Source organism: Nocardia araoensis NBRC 100135, assembly GCF_000308435.1.
Classification (GTDB): domain Bacteria; phylum Actinomycetota; class Actinomycetes; order Mycobacteriales; family Mycobacteriaceae; genus Nocardia; species Nocardia araoensis.
The window spans coordinates 1-17,348 of record NZ_BAFR01000010.1; the positions used below are offsets into that span (position 1 = coordinate 1).

At 69.8% G+C, this 17,348-nt stretch carries 19 protein-coding genes, 1 pseudogene and 1 riboswitch; of the genes and pseudogenes, 10 read left to right on the forward strand and 10 right to left on the reverse strand.

Annotation, left to right across the window (positions count from 1 at the left end; translation table 11 throughout):
• Window positions 1-382, forward strand: a 382-nt coding sequence (locus tag ON21_RS02010) for an OsmC family peroxiredoxin (RefSeq protein ID WP_039794706.1), incomplete at its 5' end; no start/stop codon positions are given.
• Window positions 383-478: 96 nt separating this feature from the next.
• Here the strand turns inward: ON21_RS02010 and ON21_RS02015 are convergent.
• The 3 genes from ON21_RS02015 to mhuD form a co-directional block, all read right to left on the reverse strand.
• On the reverse strand, window positions 479-1,285 hold the full coding sequence (locus tag ON21_RS02015) for a CbtA family protein (protein ID WP_039794708.1): 807 nt from the start codon (window positions 1,283-1,285) through the stop codon (window positions 479-481).
• Window positions 1,276-1,470, reverse strand: a complete 195-nt coding sequence (locus ON21_RS02020; RefSeq protein WP_039794710.1) for a CbtB domain-containing protein — start codon at window positions 1,468-1,470, stop codon at window positions 1,276-1,278. The genes ON21_RS02015 and ON21_RS02020 overlap by 10 nt, the downstream gene beginning before the upstream one ends.
• Before the next feature lie 30 nt (window positions 1,471-1,500).
• A riboswitch (cobalamin riboswitch) is annotated at window positions 1,501-1,652 on the reverse strand.
• An 81-nt stretch (window positions 1,653-1,733) separates the two neighbouring features.
• Entirely contained in the window at window positions 1,734-2,048 is a 315-nt protein-coding gene (mhuD, locus tag ON21_RS02025; RefSeq protein WP_039794711.1) for a mycobilin-forming heme oxygenase MhuD, read from the reverse strand.
• 58 nt (window positions 2,049-2,106) lie between these two features.
• Between mhuD and ON21_RS02030 the strand changes: the two genes are divergently transcribed.
• Entirely contained in the window at window positions 2,107-2,853 is a 747-nt protein-coding gene (locus ON21_RS02030) for an alpha/beta fold hydrolase (protein ID WP_039794714.1), read from the forward strand.
• Window positions 2,854-2,872: 19 nt separating this feature from the next.
• On the opposite strand, the gene ON21_RS02035 is transcribed toward ON21_RS02030, so the two are convergent.
• Window positions 2,873-3,784 carry an HhH-GPD family protein gene (locus tag ON21_RS02035; RefSeq protein ID WP_051020195.1) on the reverse strand — a complete coding sequence of 304 codons (912 nt, stop codon included), beginning with the start codon at window positions 3,782-3,784 and terminating at the stop codon, window positions 2,873-2,875.
• An 88-nt stretch (window positions 3,785-3,872) separates the two neighbouring features.
• On the opposite strand from ON21_RS02035, the gene ON21_RS02040 reads away from it, so the two are divergent.
• Together ON21_RS02040 and ON21_RS02045 are read left to right on the forward strand one after the other, a co-directional pair.
• The gene (locus ON21_RS02040) at window positions 3,873-4,496 is read left to right on the forward strand and encodes a carbonic anhydrase (protein WP_039794734.1); all 624 of its coding nucleotides are present in this window, start codon (window positions 3,873-3,875) and stop codon (window positions 4,494-4,496) included.
• A gap of 123 nt (window positions 4,497-4,619) precedes the next feature.
• Entirely contained in the window at window positions 4,620-5,267 is a 648-nt protein-coding gene (locus ON21_RS02045) for a hypothetical protein (protein WP_039794715.1), read from the forward strand.
• Window positions 5,268-5,522: 255 nt separating this feature from the next.
• Here the strand turns inward: ON21_RS02045 and radA are convergent, their stop codons facing one another.
• Both radA and ON21_RS02055 read right to left on the reverse strand, forming a co-directional pair.
• A complete protein-coding gene (gene radA / locus ON21_RS02050) occupies window positions 5,523-6,920 on the reverse strand; it encodes a DNA repair protein RadA (protein WP_039794735.1) in 1,398 nt (465 codons plus the stop codon).
• 234 nt (window positions 6,921-7,154) lie between these two features.
• Window positions 7,155-7,892, reverse strand: coding sequence for a copper chaperone PCu(A)C domain-containing protein (locus tag ON21_RS02055; RefSeq protein WP_039794717.1), 738 nt, complete (start codon window positions 7,890-7,892; stop codon window positions 7,155-7,157).
• A 426-nt stretch (window positions 7,893-8,318) separates the two neighbouring features.
• On the opposite strand from ON21_RS02055, the gene carD reads away from it, so the two are divergent.
• The 6 genes from carD to ON21_RS02085 all read left to right on the forward strand — a co-directional run bounded on the left by carD (window position 8,319) and on the right by ON21_RS02085 (window position 12,999).
• Window positions 8,319-8,807, forward strand: coding sequence for an RNA polymerase-binding transcription factor CarD (gene carD / locus ON21_RS02060; RefSeq protein ID WP_011206964.1), 489 nt, complete (start codon window positions 8,319-8,321; stop codon window positions 8,805-8,807).
• Window positions 8,808-8,809: 2 nt separating this feature from the next.
• Window positions 8,810-9,535 (forward strand): 2-C-methyl-D-erythritol 4-phosphate cytidylyltransferase, encoded by a 726-nt coding sequence (gene ispD / locus ON21_RS02065; protein ID WP_051020199.1) that lies wholly within the window; start codon window positions 8,810-8,812, stop codon window positions 9,533-9,535.
• Between the two features lie 2 nt (window positions 9,536-9,537).
• Window positions 9,538-10,005 carry a 2-C-methyl-D-erythritol 2,4-cyclodiphosphate synthase gene (gene ispF, locus ON21_RS02070; RefSeq protein WP_039794720.1) on the forward strand — a complete coding sequence of 156 codons (468 nt, stop codon included), beginning with the start codon at window positions 9,538-9,540 and terminating at the stop codon, window positions 10,003-10,005.
• Window positions 10,006-10,069: 64 nt separating this feature from the next.
• Window positions 10,070-11,476 (forward strand): cysteine--tRNA ligase, encoded by a 1,407-nt coding sequence (gene cysS / locus ON21_RS02075; RefSeq protein WP_039794723.1) that lies wholly within the window; start codon window positions 10,070-10,072, stop codon window positions 11,474-11,476.
• Window positions 11,476-12,450: a 23S rRNA (guanosine(2251)-2'-O)-methyltransferase RlmB gene (gene rlmB / locus ON21_RS02080; protein ID WP_039794725.1), complete on the forward strand. Its 975-nt coding sequence runs from the start codon at window positions 11,476-11,478 to the stop codon at window positions 12,448-12,450. The genes cysS and rlmB overlap by 1 nt, the downstream gene beginning before the upstream one ends.
• Window positions 12,451-12,720: 270 nt before the next feature.
• Window positions 12,721-12,999 carry a DUF4190 domain-containing protein gene (locus ON21_RS02085; protein ID WP_039794726.1) on the forward strand — a complete coding sequence of 93 codons (279 nt, stop codon included), beginning with the start codon at window positions 12,721-12,723 and terminating at the stop codon, window positions 12,997-12,999.
• A gap of 90 nt (window positions 13,000-13,089) precedes the next feature.
• Here the strand turns inward: ON21_RS02085 and ON21_RS02090 are convergent, their stop codons facing one another.
• The 4 genes and pseudogenes from ON21_RS02090 to ON21_RS02105 form a co-directional block, all read right to left on the reverse strand.
• Entirely contained in the window at window positions 13,090-13,896 is an 807-nt protein-coding gene (locus tag ON21_RS02090; RefSeq protein ID WP_039794728.1) for an enoyl-CoA hydratase/isomerase family protein, read from the reverse strand.
• A gap of 55 nt (window positions 13,897-13,951) precedes the next feature.
• Window positions 13,952-15,124: an acyl-CoA dehydrogenase family protein gene (locus ON21_RS02095; RefSeq protein ID WP_039794729.1), complete on the reverse strand. Its 1,173-nt coding sequence runs from the start codon at window positions 15,122-15,124 to the stop codon at window positions 13,952-13,954.
• 233 nt (window positions 15,125-15,357) lie between these two features.
• Complete coding sequence (locus tag ON21_RS02100) at window positions 15,358-16,227, reverse strand: metal ABC transporter permease (RefSeq protein ID WP_039794731.1); 870 nt, start codon at window positions 16,225-16,227, stop codon at window positions 15,358-15,360.
• A gap of 539 nt (window positions 16,228-16,766) precedes the next feature.
• A pseudogene (locus tag ON21_RS02105) lies at window positions 16,767-17,348 on the reverse strand (metal ABC transporter ATP-binding protein); the annotation flags it as partial.

The window sequence follows — 17,348 nt, forward strand, 5'->3', positions numbered from 1 at the left end:
GGTCGAACTGACCAGTTCGGGGGTCGGTAAGTACGACGTGTCGTTCCCCAAGCGTTCCGCCGAGGAGGCCGACGGCACCACCAGCCCGGAGGAACTGATCGCGGCCGCGCACTCCTCCTGCTACGCGATGGCGCTGTCGGCGCAGATCGGCAACGCGGGCGGCAACCCGGAGAGCCTGGACATCACCGCCGACGTGACCCTCGGCCCCGATCCGGCGGGCGGCTTCCGGATCACCGGGATCAAGCTGACCGTCCGCGGCCGCGTCTCCGGCATCGACGCCGATGCCTTCCAGGCCGCCGCCGAGGCCGCCAAGGCGGGCTGCCCCGTCAGCAAGGCCCTCGCCGGCGTCGACCACATCACCCTCGACGCCGCTCTCGCGTAGTTCGCCCGTTCTGTGCCCCGCGCCGTGGATCGGTGCGGGGCACAAACATATGCGGGAGTCAGCGCTTGCGGAAGTAGCGGCGGTCCAGGACGCGAATCACTCCGCGGTAGCGGCCGCTACCGGTACCGGAGTATCGCTGCGCGTCGCGAACTCGGTGAGGGCGGCGAAGCCGAGAGCCAGGCAGGCCCACAGGGTCGCGGTCTCGGCCAGCGACGCCACCCGGAACTGCCACAGCAGAGTGGCCGGGAAATCCGCGCTCACCTCGTTCACGCCGGGAAGCAGGACGTAGCCGAGTGTGGTGACCAGCGCGAACGCGGCGACGCCACCGATCAGCCGGAACGTGGGTAGTTGCGCGCGCAGTGCGGTGAACACCGCCACCGCCGCCCCGACCGCCACGATGCCGAGCACCACCGCGGCAAGCCACAGCAGGGTGCGCTCGTTGATGGTGTCCGGGTCGCCCACCGCCGGTGGGTTCGCCGGGTACTTGAAGAACGGCACCGCGACGATCGCGGCCCAACCTGCCACTCCGAGCGTCAGCGCGAGCCGCGGCCCGGACAGCGTGGTGTAGCGCCGCGCGAAATGCGCGACCGAGGCGTAGATGGCGCCGAGCGCGAGACCGGCCAACCCGAGGGCGAGAAATTGGCCGAACTTCTGGCCGCCGCGGCTCACCAGCGGCTCCTCCTCGTCACCGTGCGAATGTCCGCCGGGCGAATCGGCATGCTCAGCATGGGAATGCCCGTCCGGGGATCCGGCGTGCTCGCTGTGCGCATCCTCGATGGCGATGGCAGCGTCCACCTTGGGTTCGCCGACGAAATAACCGACTGTGGCGGCCAGCAGCCCGGCGATCAGACCGGCCAGCAGACCGCGCAACAGCAGTGTTCGGAGCGAACCGATCAGTGGCACGGAAGCCCCAGCAGGTGGCGTCCGTCGTGCATCAGCTCGTGCAGGTACATCCCGCTGCGCGAGATGACGCCCTGGTCGAACCCGACCAGGTACAGCGTGAGCAGTGCGAGAAGAACGACACCGACCGTGACGAGCACGGTGGCCAGGGAATCGGTTGCCCGGCTGGGTGAATGCGCGATGGCCATTCGAGTCCTCCTTGGGATACGCGTCCCATCGGGTGGTGGCGCGACGGTGCCGGTGTCTGGCTTTCCGGCACCGGACTCGGTGCGTGGAACACAGTGGCGCGACCGCTCCGGAATCTCACCGGAATTACCGCATCACCCTCGCGTTTGTCCTTCGAACTGTGACACCCGCGCACCCTCGGCGTCAACCGGGTCCGGCACGGGCGTACCACGGCGTCGGGCGAGTCGCCGGGCGGGCGGACCCGTCCGGCGGTGCGGGCTCGGACTCAGTTCGCGGGCTTGGCGTCCACGTCGAGCACGACTTCGAACTCGAGCAGCGACGCACCCGTAGAGACCGGCTTCTGGCGCTCGCCCGCGTGCGCCTCGCGCGCCGGTCCGTCCCGCCAGGCCGCGAAGGACTCTTCCGAATCCCATTGGGTGACCACGAAATACCGCTTCTCCCCGGCCACCGGGCGCAGCAGCTGGAAGCCGAGGAAACCGGGCGAGTTCTCGACCGCGTGCGCACGGTGCGCGAACCGCTTCTCCAGCTCGGGGCCCGCGCCCTCGGGAACCTCGATCGCGTTGATCTTCACAACAGCCATGCATCCAAGCTAGCCGCTGCTGCCGAGCAGATGCTCGGGGCCTCGTATTGTCGAACCGATGTTGCACGACGAAGGCGGAGCAGGCGCGCCGATCCTGCTGTTGCACGGACTGATGGGCAGCGCGCGCACCTGGCGCGATCAGCTGGACTGGCTGCGCCAGCACGGCCACGTCTACACCTACGACGCCGCCGGGCACGGCAGGCCCGCACCCGAGGAACTGACGACCGAGGCCTTCGTCGACGACCTCGCCGCTGGCACCGCCGCGATCGAGGAGCCGATGGTGGTGATCGGGCATTCGATGGGGGCGCTGCACGGCTGGGTGTTCGCCGCGAACCACCCCGACCGGGTGCGGGCGCTGGTGATCGAGGACATCGCGCCGGATTTCACCGGCCGCACCGCGGCGCACTGGGCGGCGATGATCGAAGCGTGGCCGCAGCCGTTCCCGGACGACGAAGCCGTGCTGTCCTTCTTCGGGCCGGTCGCCGGGCGGTACTTCCTGAACTCTTTCGAGCACGGGCCGGAGGGATACCGGCTGCACGGCTCGGTCACCACTTTCCGCGATATCTCCGAGGAGTGGGGGACGCGGGATTTCTGGCAGCAGTGGCACGCGGTGCGGGTGCCCGCCCTGCTGCTGGAAGGCGAGCACAGCATCACACCGCCTGGACAGATGCGGCAGATGGCGGCCGCTCATCCGGGCGCCGACTACGTCTTCGTCCCCGGTGCGGGCCACCTCGTGCACGACGATCAACCGGAGCGCTACCGAGCGGAAGTCGAGCGGTTCCTGCGGCGGGTGCTGGGCAGCTAGGGCGGCAGGGCCGGTTGGGTCAGCTGTGGGCCCCGCCCTCGCCCGCCAAGGCGAACAACCCGTCGGGCGTCTGTTCGATCAAGCCGTCCACCAGCAGTGAGTCCAACGCGCGGTCGCGCTGGCCAGGGTCGCGGGTCCAAGCCAGATCCAGGCGCACCCGCTCCACCGGACCGCTGGCGGCACGCAGGACGTCCAACAGCCGGCCACGCGCCTGGCGGTCGGTGCCCTCGTATTTCTGGGTGCGGCGGACCACCTCGGTCACCGGGCGTCCGGCGGTGACCCACGCGCAGCTCGGCAGCGGGCAGCGCGAGCAGTCGGGGGTGCGGGCGGTACACACGGTCGCACCGAGCTCCATGAGGGCGGCGGAGAACACCGCGGCGCGATCGATCTGCCGCGGCAGCAGCGCTTCGGTCTCGGGGAGATCCCGCGACGACGGGTTGCCCGCTTCCGCGCGCCCGCGCACCGCCCTGGCAACCACGCGGCGGACGTTCGTGTCCACCACCGGAACCCGTTGTCCATAGGCGAAACAGGCGACGGCGCGCGCGGTGTACGCGCCGATGCCCGGCAACCCGAGCAGTACCTCCACATCCGCGGGTACCTCGTCACCGTGCTCGGTCGCCAGCACCCTGGCGCACTCGTGCAGCCGCAGCGCGCGGCGCGGATAGCCGAGCTTGCCCCAGGCCCGCAGCACTTCCGCCTGCGACGAGGCGGCCATCGCCGAAGGCACCGGCCAGCGCGCCACCCATTCCCGCCAGATCGGCTCGACTCGCACCACGGGAGTTTGCTGCAGCATGATCTCGCTCATCAGAATCTGCCACGCGGTGACGCCGGGGCGTCGCCACGGCAGATCGCGCGCGGTCTCCCCGTACCAATCCAGCAACGTGTCGGCGTCGATGCCGTTCGGTGCGCCGTTCCGCACTGTCCTCACCATCCCCGTACTACTGCCGCCAGGCGGTATTTGCCCGCTCGTAACCAACCGAACTCGCTGGTAACTCGAACCATCCTGCACAATGGTCGGTATGCCGGATTCCAACCCGATCAGTGCCTGGAAGTCCTTGCGCGAAGGTAACGAGCGCTTCGTCAGCGGCGCGCTGCTGCATCCTAGCCAGGGCGCCGCGGACCGGGCCAAGCTCGTCACTGGCCAGCACCCGCACGCGATCTTGTTCGGTTGCGGTGACTCCAGGGTCGCCGCCGAGTTGATCTTCGACCAGGGCCTCGGCGACATGTTCGTGGTGCGCACCGCGGGCCATGTGGTCGACAGCTCGGTGCTCGGCTCGATCGAGTACGGGGTGCAGGTCCTCAACGTGCCGCTCATCGTAGTGCTCGGGCACGACAGCTGCGGAGCCGTGAAGGCCACCATCGACGCGCTGGACGGCGGCGAGGTGCCCGGCGGATTCATCCGCAGCGTGGTCGAGCGGGTCACGCCGTCCATCCTGGTCGGACGCCGTGAAGGCCTGGCCACCGTCGACGAGATGGAGGCCAGGCACGTGGTGGAGACCAGCCGCCTGCTCATGCAGCGCTCGATGATCATCTCGCAGCGGGTCGCGACCGGAGAGTGCGCCATCGCCTGCGTGACCTACAAGCTGGCCGAGGGCAAGGTGCAGCTGCACCGGGTCGTCGGCAACATCGGCGAAGTGGTCTGAGCTGCGGCGCTGCTCCGACCGGGCCGGCGTGCCGGCGGAATGTACTCGCCGCCCGCGGGCGCGGGCGGCCGACACGCCGTGCCCCTGAGACGATGCGCCCGATGGTGCCCTTACCGTTGAGACGTGCTGGAACCGAATGGACCGCTGCCACCGGAGATCTATTGGCGTCGACGCGTGTTCGCCATCGGAATCCTGGTGGTCGCCCTGGCGCTGGTGATCTGGGTCGTGCTCGCCGTCGTACGCGGCGGCGACTCGCCCGGTGACGCCGCGGCCGCCGGGACCAGTTCGGTCGCGACCAAGTCCGCCGACGCGGCGGCCAAGCCGTCGGGCGAGTCCGGCCCGCCGAAGACCTCAGCGGCGGCCGCCGGCGTCGCGGCAGGCCCATGCCCGGACCAATCGCTTGCGATCAAGGTGACCGTCGAGCAGCCCACCTACAAGACGGGCGAGCAGCCGGTGTTCGGCATCGTCATCACCAACATCTCCGCGGTGGCGTGTACCCGCGACATGGGCTCCGGCCTGCAACAGGTGTCGGTGCACACGCTCGACGGCCAGCGGCGCCTGTGGTCGAGCACCGACTGCTATCCGGACGGCCAGCCCGACGTCCGCACCATGAGCCGCGGTGAGCAGGCGGCGTTCACGGTGACCTGGTCGGGCACCACGTCCCAGCCCAACTGCGCGGGCGAACGCGTCCAAGTGCCACCTGGCGCCTACAGCGTCGTGGCGCAATTGGGGTCGGTGCGCAGCATGGCCGAGCCGTTCAATATCGCCTGAGAGGCGTGTTGGATGTGCCGCGCCTCCGCGTGGCCTGTTCGCGGCCCTCTGGTGGCTCCGTCCGGGTGGCCACCGCTTGCTCTTTCGTCGCGTACGCAGCGGCCACTCGGACGCGCGCCGCGCCGCGAGCGGCGGATACTTCTCGCTTCGCTCGAAAGACGTAGTTGCGGTGCGCTGGGCGCGTGGCGGTCGATGCCGACGCGCGGTCCACCTTGTGCCGGGCGGATGGAGTCGAGCGCGCGAGGGTTGATCGAGTCAGCTGGCGACTTCTTCAGGTGCGGCGCGCAGTTTGCGCAGGCCCGCTATGCGGATGGCGGAGCGGAGGTCGGTGACCTCGTGGATCTTCATGGTGCTTTTCACCGGGGAGAGGCCGGGGGGTACCAGGGCGGTGGTGAAGCCGAGGCGTTCGGCTTCGGCCAATCTGCGGTTCAGGCCGGTCACTTTGCGGACCTCGCCGGCGAGTCCGACCTCGCCGAGGATCACCCAGCCCGGGGGGATCGGGACGTCGGACTCGGCGCTGGCGATGGCGAGGGCGATGGCCAGGTCGGCGGACGGCTCTATCAGGCGCATGCCGCCGACCGTCGCGGCGTACACGTCGCTCTTGCCGAGGAACACCCGGCCGCGGCTCTGCAGGACGGCCAGCACCATGGCGACCCGGTTGTAGTCCAGGCCGCTCACCGCGCGGCGCGGCTGCGGGATCTCGGTCTTCACGGTCAGGCCCTGTACCTCGCCGACCAAGGGACGCTTGCCGTCCATCGCGACGGTCACCGCCGTGCCAGGCACGGAATCCGTGCGGTGGTGCAGGAACAGACCGGACGGGTCGTCGACACAGACGATGCCGTCCTCGTGCAACTCGAAGCAGCCCACCTCGTCGGCGCTACCGAAGCGGTTCTTGATGCCGCGCACCATGCGCAGGGTGGAATTCTTGTCGCCTTCGAACTGGAGGACCACGTCGACGAGATGTTCGAGCGTGCGCGGGCCCGCGACGTTGCCGTCCTTGGTGACGTGCCCGACCAGCAGCACCGCGATCCCGCTGGTCTTGGCCAGCGAGGTCAGGGCGGCGGTCACCTCGCGTACCTGGGTGACGCCGCCGATCACGCCGTCCACCTCCGGGGCGAGCATGGTCTGCACCGAGTCGACCACCATCAGCGTCGGCCGCACCTGTTCGACGTGTCCGAGCACGATCGACAGATCCGATTCCGACGCCAGGTAGACGCGGTCGTGCACCGCGCCCGTGCGGTCGGCCCGCAGCCGGACCTGCCCCGCCGACTCCTCCGCGGTGACATACAGCGACTTCTCGTCGCGCTGGGCCGCCCAGCGGTGCGCCACCTCGAGCAGCAGGGTCGACTTGCCCACCCCCGGCTCGCCGGACAGCAAGACCACCGAGCCCGGCACCACCCCGCCGCCGAGCACTCGGTCCAACTCGCTGACGCCCGTCGGCCGCGCTTTGGTGACCTTGGAGTCGATCTGCGAAATCGGCGCGGCCGCGGTGCTCGGCAACATCGCCTTGCGCCCCGGAGAACCGACCGCGCCCGCCGCGGCGACTATCTCGTCGACGGTGCCCCAAGCCCCGCACTCAGGGCACTTGCCCACCCATTTGGCGACTTCATGCGAACAGGCGGAGCAGCGGAAGGTCGGCTTGGTCTTTGCCACACCGGCACCATACGCACCACCCCTGACAGTGTCTTTTGGCAGCGCCTGCGGCGCTGGGTGTTCGCGGCCCCTTTGTGGCTCGCGTCCGAGCGGCCGCCGCTTGCTCCTTCGTCGCGTACGCGGCGGCCACTCGAACGCGAGCCGGGCCGCGAACGGCGGATGCTCGATCTCGCTTCGCTCGAAAGACGTGGTCGCGGTGCGCCGGGCGCGTTGAGATCGGCGCCGCACATCGACTCAGTGGCCGCCGGAGTGCTCCGCTTCGGCCGGGCCGGACTTGTCGGACTCGTGGCGCTCGGTGTGCTGGCCCGCGTCGACCGGGACCTGGACCTGGACGGTGCCGTTCTGCTTGAAGTTGAACGAGACGTTGTAGGTCAGGCCGGGGGCGATGTCCTTGGTCAGGCCGGTGATCTCGATCAGGATCGGGTTGGCCTCGGGGTCCTGGGCGGCGGCCGGGGAGCCGTGCTCGCCCGCGCCGTGCGACTCGGCGGTCGTGGTCGGCGCGGCTGAGCGCGGCGCGGAGGTGGGCGCGCCCGCGCTGGTGGTCGGCGCGGCGCTGGTGGTGGTCGACGCGGCCTCGCGCTTGACCGGCTGGCTCGCGGCGACCACGGTCTGCTGCGGGGCGAGCTCGACGACGGACTTGCCGGAGGCCGGGGTGATCTTGACGGTGCCGAGGTCGGTGGTGATGCTGGTCAGCTCGTCGGGGACGGACTCGCCGTTGTTGATGATGGACAACGCGATGAGCGCCTTGCCGCCCTTGGCGTTGTTGTACGGGGTGCCCTCGGACGGGTACACGATGTGCACGTTGCGCAGGGCGATGCGGCCCACGTCGGCGTGGTTGCCGTTCACGGCGGCGACCTGCTCCGCGGTCTGCGCGATCTGGCCCGCGCCGCAGCCGGACAGCGCGATCGCCGCTCCGGCGGCGAGTGCGGCAACCGTCACCATGCGACGTCGCGCCCCCTTCGGGGCGGTCACAGCTTTCAGGGCAGTCACGGGTTGTCCCTCCATGTCGACCGGGCTCTGGCTCCGCGCGGGAGCGTAGTAACTAGGCAGCGTAGTAGTTCACTCGACGGCGCGGGCGCGGGGGCCGGGTCGAACTCGGGGGCGGGCCCGCGCGCATGGGGTGGATGTGCTGCGGGCCACAAGGCGTCCGAGCCGACACCCGGCGTGTCGGTAACGGTTCGATCGAACTTCGAAGGTTGCCGCGAAGGTGCCGACGCGCGGGCGGCGAACGGCGCCGACTTCAGCCGGGAGATAACCCGTTCTGGCACAACGTAATGCACACCGCCTGGCATCTGTCAAGCCCCACGGTTGCCTCGTTGTGGCCCTGACCTGCACAGTTGATCGCGCCGTTACCGAGTCGCATGTTAAACTGTGAACATCGAAAGGGGCACGGGACACATGATTTTTAAGGTCGGAGACACCGTCGTTTACCCCCACCACGGAGCGGCGCTGATCGAAGCAATCGAGACTCGCACCATCAAGGGTGAGCAAAAAGAGTATCTGGTCCTGAAGGTCGCCCAAGGCGATCTCACTGTTCGGGTTCCCGCGGAGAACGCCGAATACGTCGGCGTGCGTGACGTCGTGGGTCAGGAGGGTCTCGATCGGGTCTTCCAGGTGCTTCGGGCGCCGCATACGGAGGAGCCGACCAACTGGTCCCGCCGCTACAAGGCCAACCTGGAGAAGCTCGCCTCCGGCGATGTGAACAAGGTGGCCGAGGTCGTGCGCGATCTGTGGCGCCGGGAACAGGACCGCGGCCTGTCCGCGGGCGAGAAGCGCATGCTCGCCAAGGCTCGGCAGATTCTTGTCGGTGAGCTCGCGCTGGCCGAAGGCACCGATGACGGCAAGGCTGAGACCCTGCTCGATGAGGTCCTCGCAGCGGCTTCCTGACCGTGAACACACCTGACAACGGTGTCCGTCCCAGCGACGGACCCGTCGTTGCTCTGGTGCCTGCCGCCGGCCGTGGCGTGCGCCTGGGTGAATCGACACCCAAGGCGTTCGTCCCGGTCGGCGGCACGCCCATGGTCCGGCTCGCCGTCGAAGGCTTGATCGCCTCCGGCGCGGTCGACCGGATCATCGTGATGGTTCCCGCCGAACTCGTCGACAGCGCCGTTGCCCTGCTGCCGCCCACGAGTTCGGTCCAGGTGGTCGTCGGTGGCGCCGAACGCATCGACTCGGTGCGGGCGGGTATCGCCGCGGCGCCCGACGCCGCCTACTTCTTGGTGCACGACGCCGCCCGAGCGCTCACGCCACCCCAGCTCATCGCCCGGGTCGCGGCGGAACTGCGCACCGGCCGTCTCGCCGTGGTCCCCGGACTCCCGGTGGCCGACACCATCAAGTCCGTCGACCCGGCAGGCGCGGTGACCGGCACGCCCGACCGCGCCCGGCTGCGCGCCATCCAGACCCCGCAGGGTTTCGCGGCCGACCTGCTCCGCTCCGCCTACGCGCCCGAGGGCATCCAGGCGACCGACGACGCGGGCCTGGTCGAGCGGCTCGGCGTCACGGTCCACACCATTCCCGGCGATCCGCTCGCCTTCAAGATCACAACTCCGCTCGACCTCCGGCTCGCCGACGCGGTGCTCGACGGCGCAGGCATCGGACGGGCGGTGGCGCCGTGACCATGCGCGTCGGCATCGGCAGCGATGTCCATCCGATCGAAGCGGGCCGGCCCTGCTGGATGGCCGGGCTCCTGTTCGACGGCGACGACGGCTGCGCGGGTCACTCGGACGGCGACGTCGCCGCGCACGCCCTGTGCGACGCGCTGCTGTCCGCGGCGGGCCTCGGCGATGTCGGCGCGGTATTCGGCACGGGGCGCCCGGAATGGGCGGGCGTGTCCGGCACGGCCATGCTGAAGGAAGTGCGCAGGCTGCTGGACGAAGCGGGCTTCGAGGTGGTCAACGCCGCGGTGCAGGTGATCGGCAATCGCCCCAAGATCGGGCCTCGGCGCGCCGAGGCGCAACAGGTACTGAGCGAGCTGCTCGACGCCCCGGTCTCGGTGTCCGGTACCACCACGGACGGCCTCGGCTTGACCGGTCGCGGCGAGGGCGTCGCCGCCGTGGCGACGGCCCTGCTGCAAGCCTGTCGTTGATCCTGCTCCGGCGGACCCGAGCCGGTCCGTGAACGACCTTATACACCAGCTAGGATCGACTGCCGTGACGCTGCGCCTCTTTGACACCGACACGCGGACCGTGCGCGATTTCGCGCCCTTGGTCCCCGGCCGTGCTTCGGTGTACCTCTGTGGCGCCACCGTGCAGGGCGAGCCGCACATCGGCCATGTGCGCAGCGGAGTCGCGTTCGACGTGCTGCGACGCTGGCTGCTCGCGCACGACATCGACGTCTTCTTCATCCGCAACGTCACCGATATCGAGGACAAGATCCTGACCAAGGCCGCCGAGGCGGGCAGGCCGTGGTGGGAGTGGGCCGCCACGCACGAGCGCGCCTTCGATCGCGCCTACGAACAGCTCGGTGTGCTGCCGCCGTCCGCGGAGCCCCGTGCCACCGGCCACATCACCCAGATGGTCGAGATGATGCAGCGGCTGATCGACCGCGGTCACGCCTACGCCTCGGCGGGCAACGTCTACTTCGACGTGGTCAGCTACCCCGACTACGGCAAGCTGTCCGGCCACAAGCTCGACGACGTGCACCAGGGCGAGAGCGCGGGCGAGGGCAAGCGCGACCCGCGTGATTTCACCCTGTGGAAGGCGGCCAAGCCGGGCGAGCCGACCTGGCCGTCACCCTGGGGCCCCGGCCGCCCGGGCTGGCACCTGGAGTGCTCCGCGATGGCCGAGTTCTACCTCGGTGCGGAATTCGACATCCATTGCGGCGGTATGGATCTGGTGTTCCCGCACCACGAGAACGAGATCGCCCAGTCGAAGGGCGCCGGTGACGGGTTCGCCAGGTATTGGCTGCACAACGGCTGGGTGACCATGGGCGGGGAGAAGATGTCCAAGTCGCTGGGCAATGTGCTCTCCGTGCCGAACGTGCTGAAGCAGGTGCGGGCGGTCGAACTGCGGTTCTACCTGGGTAGCGCGCACTACCGTTCGATGCTGGAGTACTCGGACAAGGCGCTGCACGACGCGGCGCAGTCCTACCAGCGCATCGAGGCGTTCGTGAACCGGGTGGTGGACCGGGCCGGTGAGATCCCGGTGGGCAAGTGGACCGACGCGTTCGCCGCCGCCCTCGACGACGATCTCGCGGTGCCGAAGGCGTTGGCGGAGATCCACCGTGCGGTGCACGAGGGCAACAAGGCGCTGGAGGTCGGCGCGATCGACTCCGCGCGCGACCTGGCGGGCCAGGTGCGCGCCATGCTCGCCATTCTCGGTGTCGATCCGCTCGACCCGCACTGGTATACCCCGAGCGATTCCTCGGCCGCGCTCGGCGCTCTGGACGTGCTGGTGCGTGCGGAACTCGACCGCCGCCAAGAGGCGCGTGCGACCAAGGACTGGGCGGCCGCCGACGCCGTGCGCGATCGCCTGCAATCCGCGGGCATCGAGGTCACCGACACGGCCAACGGTCCAGAATGGGCGCTCGGTGCGCCGCAATCCGGAAAGGCCAAGTGATGGCAGGCAATTCGCAGCGCCGCGGTGCGGTTCGCAAGGGCGGCAGCAAGAAGGGCGCCGTGGTCGGCTCCGGCGGCAAGCGCAGGCGCGGACTCGAGGGGCGTGGCGCCACCCCGCCCGCGGAGATGCGCACCAAACATCCCGCCGCCAAGCGAGCGGCCGCGAAAGCCAAAGCCGCGCAACGTCCGTCCGCGCGCGGCGCTGCCGCCCGTCCCGCCGGACGCAAGGCCGAAGACGGTCCCGAGCTGGTGCTCGGGCGCAATCCGGTGGTGGAGTGTCTGCGCGCCGGTGTGCCCGCGACCGCGCTGTACGTCGCCGTCGGCACCGAGAACGACGACCGCTTGACCGAGAGCGTGCGGCTGGCCGCCGACACGGGGATCTCCATTCTGGAGGTGCCGCGCACCGATTTGGACCGATTGAGCGCCAACGGGTTGCACCAGGGAGTGGCCCTCCAGGTGCCGCCGTACCGCTACGCCCACCCGGACGACCTGCTCGACCGGGTGCGCACTGCCGCGGAGCCCGCGCTGCTGGTCGCGCTGGACAACATCTCCGACCCGCGCAACTTGGGCGCGGTGGTGCGCTCCGTTGCGGCTTTCGGCGGCCACGGCGTCCTGATCCCGCAGCGGCGCAGCGCGAGCGTCACCGCGGTGGCCTGGCGCACCAGCGCGGGCGCCGCGGCTCGGCTTCCGGTCGCCCGCGCGACGAATCTCACTCGTACCTTGAAGGATTGGGCGGCTCAGGGCATCCAGATCGTCGGCTTGGACGCCGGTGGCGACACCACGCTGGACGATTTCGACGGTCGCGAGCCGACCGTGATCGTGGTCGGCTCGGAGGGCAAGGGGCTTTCGCGCCTGGTCCGGGAGTCCTGCGACACGATCTTGTCGATTCCGATGGCGGGCCCGGTGGAATCGCTGAACGCGTCGGTCGCTGCCGGTGTGGTGCTTTCCGAAGTAGCCCGCCAACGCCGCGCCTGAGCACGTTCCCGCCCTGGACTCCTGTTGCGTCGCTTGCCCGGCTCCGGGTATCCCACGTCGTGCCGGCACGTCGTCGACCTGCGGACGGATTCGTAATCCACTACGAAAAACGCAGCGCGACAACTGATCTCGCAAGAACATGGGTAACTCACCGGGAACGCCCAGAACCCGAGCGCCGCCGAACGCAGGACCTGCCCCCAAATCTCGCGACTCCCGACCCGTACGGCCTAAAAACCCGGAGAGGCGGCTCAGCCCAGTAGAATTCGGCTGGTGGTGATACCCAATCAGCCCATTGGCTCGCCGGTCGAGCATCCGAACGCGACGGCGGTGTTGTTTCTCGGCGCGGCGAGCGTCCTCTGCTGCGGGGTGCTGGGGCCGGTGGCGTGGGCGCTGGGACGGCGCGCGCTCGACCAGATCGAGGAATCCGGCGGCGCGTACGGTGGTCGTGCCCAGGTACTGGTCGGCTACGTCCTCGGCGTCATCGGCACCGTCCTGATGATCGTCTTCGCGGTGCTGTTCCTGCTCATCGTGCTCGGCGGCAATGCCTGAGCGGCGCAGCCCGTCCGCCGCGCTGGGCGCGGGTCGCGACCGCGAACCGGTCCAGCCCGCGGCATCGCGCCCGGCCGGGCGAGGAGCGGCCTAGTCCAGACTGGGCCGCTCGCGCTCGGCGGTATCCCAAGCGGGCCATTCCGTGCTGACGCTGCCGGACCACGTGGGCTGCCTGCGATCGCGGAACGCGGCCATGGCCTCGCCGCCGTCGATGCTCTTGGTCGCGTGCTGATTGAGATCGGTTTCGAGTTGACCGACCACGGCCGGGCTCATGCCGAGCCCTTCCCAGAGCAGCCGCTTGGACAGTGCCACCGGTAGCGGCGCCGAGCCGTTCGCCAGGTCGTGCGCGACGGCCAGCGCGGTCGGTAACACCTCGCCTGCGGGCAGCGAGCTGTTGGCCACGCCCATCGCCTTCGCCTCGTCGCCGTCGAAGGTGCGCCCGGTCAGCATGATGTCGGCGGCGTTGGCCAAGCCGACCAGCCTGGGTAGCGTCCAGTGCGCGTAGCCGTCGGCCAGGACGCCGCGGCGCACCTGATTCAGCCCGTACACCGCGTCGCGCGCCATGTACCGCAGGTCGCACTGCAAGGCCAGGGCCAAGCCGATGCCGACCGCGTGGCCGTTGACGGCCGCGATCACCGGTTTGCGCACGCGCCACGGCGGCGGATCGATGGTGGCGCTCACCTCGCCCACCCGATTGGACAGGTCCGCGCCCGCGCAGAACGCGGGCGGGGTACCGGTGATGATCACGGCGCGAATGGCGTCTTCCGAATCGCAGCGCTGCAACGCGGCGCCCAACTCGGCGGCCATCGTGGGAGTGAAGGCGTTCTGCTGGGCGGGCCGGTTGAGCGTGAGCACGGCGACGCCCCGAGAGACGTCGACGTGCAGTTCCGAACTCATGCCACAGGATGTTAGCCGACGCGCGGGGACCTGACCCGAGGGCGAAAGTCCTCCGTCATCCGCGCAGCACCTTGCGCCCGATGGCGTACTTGTGCACCTCGGTCGGCCCGTCGTAGAGCCGGAAGGCGCGCATGTCCCGGAAGATCATCTCGACCACCGTCTCGTCGCTGATGCCGATGCCGCCGAGCACCTGAACGCACCGGTCGGCGACCTTGAACAGTTCCTCGGAGACGAACGATTTGGCGATCGAACTCTCGTGCCGCGCCTTCTCGCCGTTGTCCATCAGCCAGCACGCGTGCCAGATGGTCAGCCTGCACTGGTGCAGGGCGATCTCGTTGTCGGCCAGCATGAACGACACGCCCTCGTGCTCGCCGATCGGCTTGCCGAACGCGGTGCGGGTGCGCGCGTGTTCGATCGCGATGCTCTGGGCGCGTTCGGCCGCGCCCAGCCACCGCATGCAATGGGTCAGGCGGGCCGGGGCGAGCCGGAGCTGGGCGTAGCGCAGCGCTTGACCGGCCTTGCCGAGCAGGGCCTCCTTGGGCAGGACGAGGTCGTCGAAGCGGACCACACCGTGCCCGGCGACGTAATTGCGGTCCATCGTGTTCATCGTGCGTTCGATGACGATGCCCGGCTGATCGCCGTCGGCGAGGAACAGCGTGGGGCCTTCGGGCAGGTGCGGGTTGGCGGCGAGGCGCGCCATGATGATCCAGGTCTTCGCGCCGTTCGCCCCGGTGATCAGCCATTTCCGGCCGTTGATGGTGAAGTTCTCGCCGTCGAAGGTGGCGCTGGTGGCCAGCTGGGCCGGGTCGGAGCCGGCCCCGTCGGGCTCGGTCATGGCGAAGACCGAACGCTGGTGGCCCGCGACGACGGGAGCCAGGTACCGCTGCACTTGGCCGGGATCGGCCACCTTGGACAGCAGGAACATATTGCCCTCGTCGGGCGCCGCGCAGTTCATTGCGACCGGGCCGAGCGTGGACCAGCCCGCCGCCTCGTAGATGACCGCCTGCTCGATGTGGGTCAGTCCGCGTCCGCCGAGCGACTCCGGCGCCTGCACGGTGAGCAGCTTTTCGGCGCGCGCGAGCTCGACGAGTTCCTGCCGCAGCTCGTCGGTCGGGCCGTGCGCGGTCAGGCGCGGATCGCGCTCGAAGGGGACGATCTTGTCGATGACGAAGCGGCGTACTCGGTCGCGTTCGGCGGCGAGGTCGGCGGGAATCGCGAAGTCGATCATCGTTGGTCACCATTCGTTCGGGGGCGCGATGGGTCGAGCATACGAAAGCATCCGGCAATGACTGAAGGCGGCTGCCCTCACAGGCGCCTGTATTGCTGGGCCGTGCGCTGAGCTGCACCGATAATCAACGGCCCGCGAGACCAGCTCCGCTGGTCCTCTGCATCGTCGATGCGTCCGGCGGCACAACGGGGAGCAGCGGCGGTGCTGTGTCGTGGACACGGCGTGCGAGGCCTTCAGCGGGCGGGAGCGAGTCTGCGGTTACGGGTGCCGAGCAGGCGGCAGGCGAGGTAGATCAGGAACGAGATCGTGGTGACGAAGGTCGAGACGGGGACGCCCGGCGCGAGCGACAGCAGGATGCCGCCCACGGCGGCGATCTCCGCGAACACCACGGCGAGCACGGTCGCCCGGACAGGGTCCGCGGTGAGCTGGGCGGCCGCGGCGGCCGGGGTGATCAGCAGGGCGAGGACCAGCAGCGCGCCGACGATCTGCACGCCGAACGCCGCCGTGATGCCGAGCAGCACGGCGAACACGATGGACAGCGCCCGCACCGGGACACCGCGCGCGACGGCCACTTCGGGGTCGGAACTGGCGAACAGCAGCGGCCGGTAGACGACAGCGAGCACCGCGATCACGCCGGCGGTGCACACCGCGAGCAGGCCGAGGCCGTTGTTGCCGACACTGACCACCTGGCCGGTCAGCAGCGAGAATTTCGATCCGGCGCGATCGGGGCCCAGCCACAGGAACAGCACCGAGAGCCCCAGTCCGAACGAGAGCACCACGGCGATCACCGAATCGCGTTCCCGTGCCCGCGCGCCGAGCAGGCCGAACAGTACCGCCGCCACCACCGATCCAGCGATGGCGCCGAAACCGACCCCGACACCGGCCAGCAGCGCGGCGGCCGCGCCGGTCAGGGACAGCTCACTGGTGCCGTGCACCGCGAACGACATCTGCCTGCTGATGATCAGCGGGCCGATGACGCCGGACAGCAGCCCCAGCAGGGCCGCGGCGAACAGCGCCTGCTGGACGAAGCCGTAGGACAGCAGGTTCGCCGTGGTGCCGAAGTCCAGCATCTTGCCGAGGACCCCGGAAAGCTTGTCGGTCACGAACGCACCCCGCTCTGCTTCGGATCCGCGGCCGGACGGTCGCCGTCGCCCTGCGCACGGTCCGCTGAAGTGTGGGCCGTCGAACCGTTGCCGTGTACCGAGCGGCCGGACACCACCTCGCCCGTTGCCGCGTTCGCCGAGCCGGGTGAGGTGCCCACGGCGGATGCCAGGCCGCCCGGTGCCGGCTCGGTCAGCGGCGTGCTGCTCGGCGCCGGTTCGTTCGTCGTCGAATCGATCGACGTCGGTCCGCCGCTTCTCACCTCGGTGGTCGGGGATGGGCCCGAGCTCGGGCGCGTGGCGGTCGTCGGGACTGCCGGAGTTCGGTCGGCCGGGTCGGTGCCGTTGGTTGCCGCGCGGCTGGTTCGTGTGCCGGTTTCCGAGTCGGTCGAGGTGGCGGCGACGGCGGTAGACGCCGAGGTCGGTGCTGCGGGCACCGGCTCTTCGACGGATCGCGCGGTCGAGGTGGCGTCATCGTCCGGTGCGGGGCTGCCTGCGGGGTCGCCGTGCGCGAATTCGTCGCCCGCCGGGCCGTGGCAGTGGCCGCCCGCCGTGCCGAGCGCGTCCATGGTGTCGCCGGTGCCGACGACCACCAGACGCCCGCGTACCCGCAGTACGTCCACCTGGGTGCGGTACAGCTCCGACAGCACCGCCGAGGTCATCACCTCTTCCGGCGTCCCGATCCGGAAGCGGCCGTCGACCAGGTACAGCACCCGATCCACCAGGGGCAGGATCGGGTTGATCTCGTGCGTCACGAAGAGCACCGCGGTGTCGTGGGTGCGCCTGCGGCGATCGATCAGCTCGGCGACCAGCCGTTGATTCGCCAGGTCCAGGCTGAGCAACGGTTCGTCGCACAGCAGCACCTTCGGATCACCGACCAGCGCCTGCGCCACCCGCAGGCGCTGCTGCTCGCCGCCGGACATGGATTCCAGGGGCGCGTGGGCGAAGTGCTCCGCGCCCACGTCGGCGATGGCCGCGGCCACCTTTCGCTTGCGTTCGGCGCGGGAGCGCAGCCCGAGCCCCCAGCGATGCCCGTCGACGCCTAGACCGACGAGATCGACGCCGCGCAATTGCACCCCGGCGTCGATCGTCTTCTGTTGCGGCACGTAGCCGATGTCGTGATT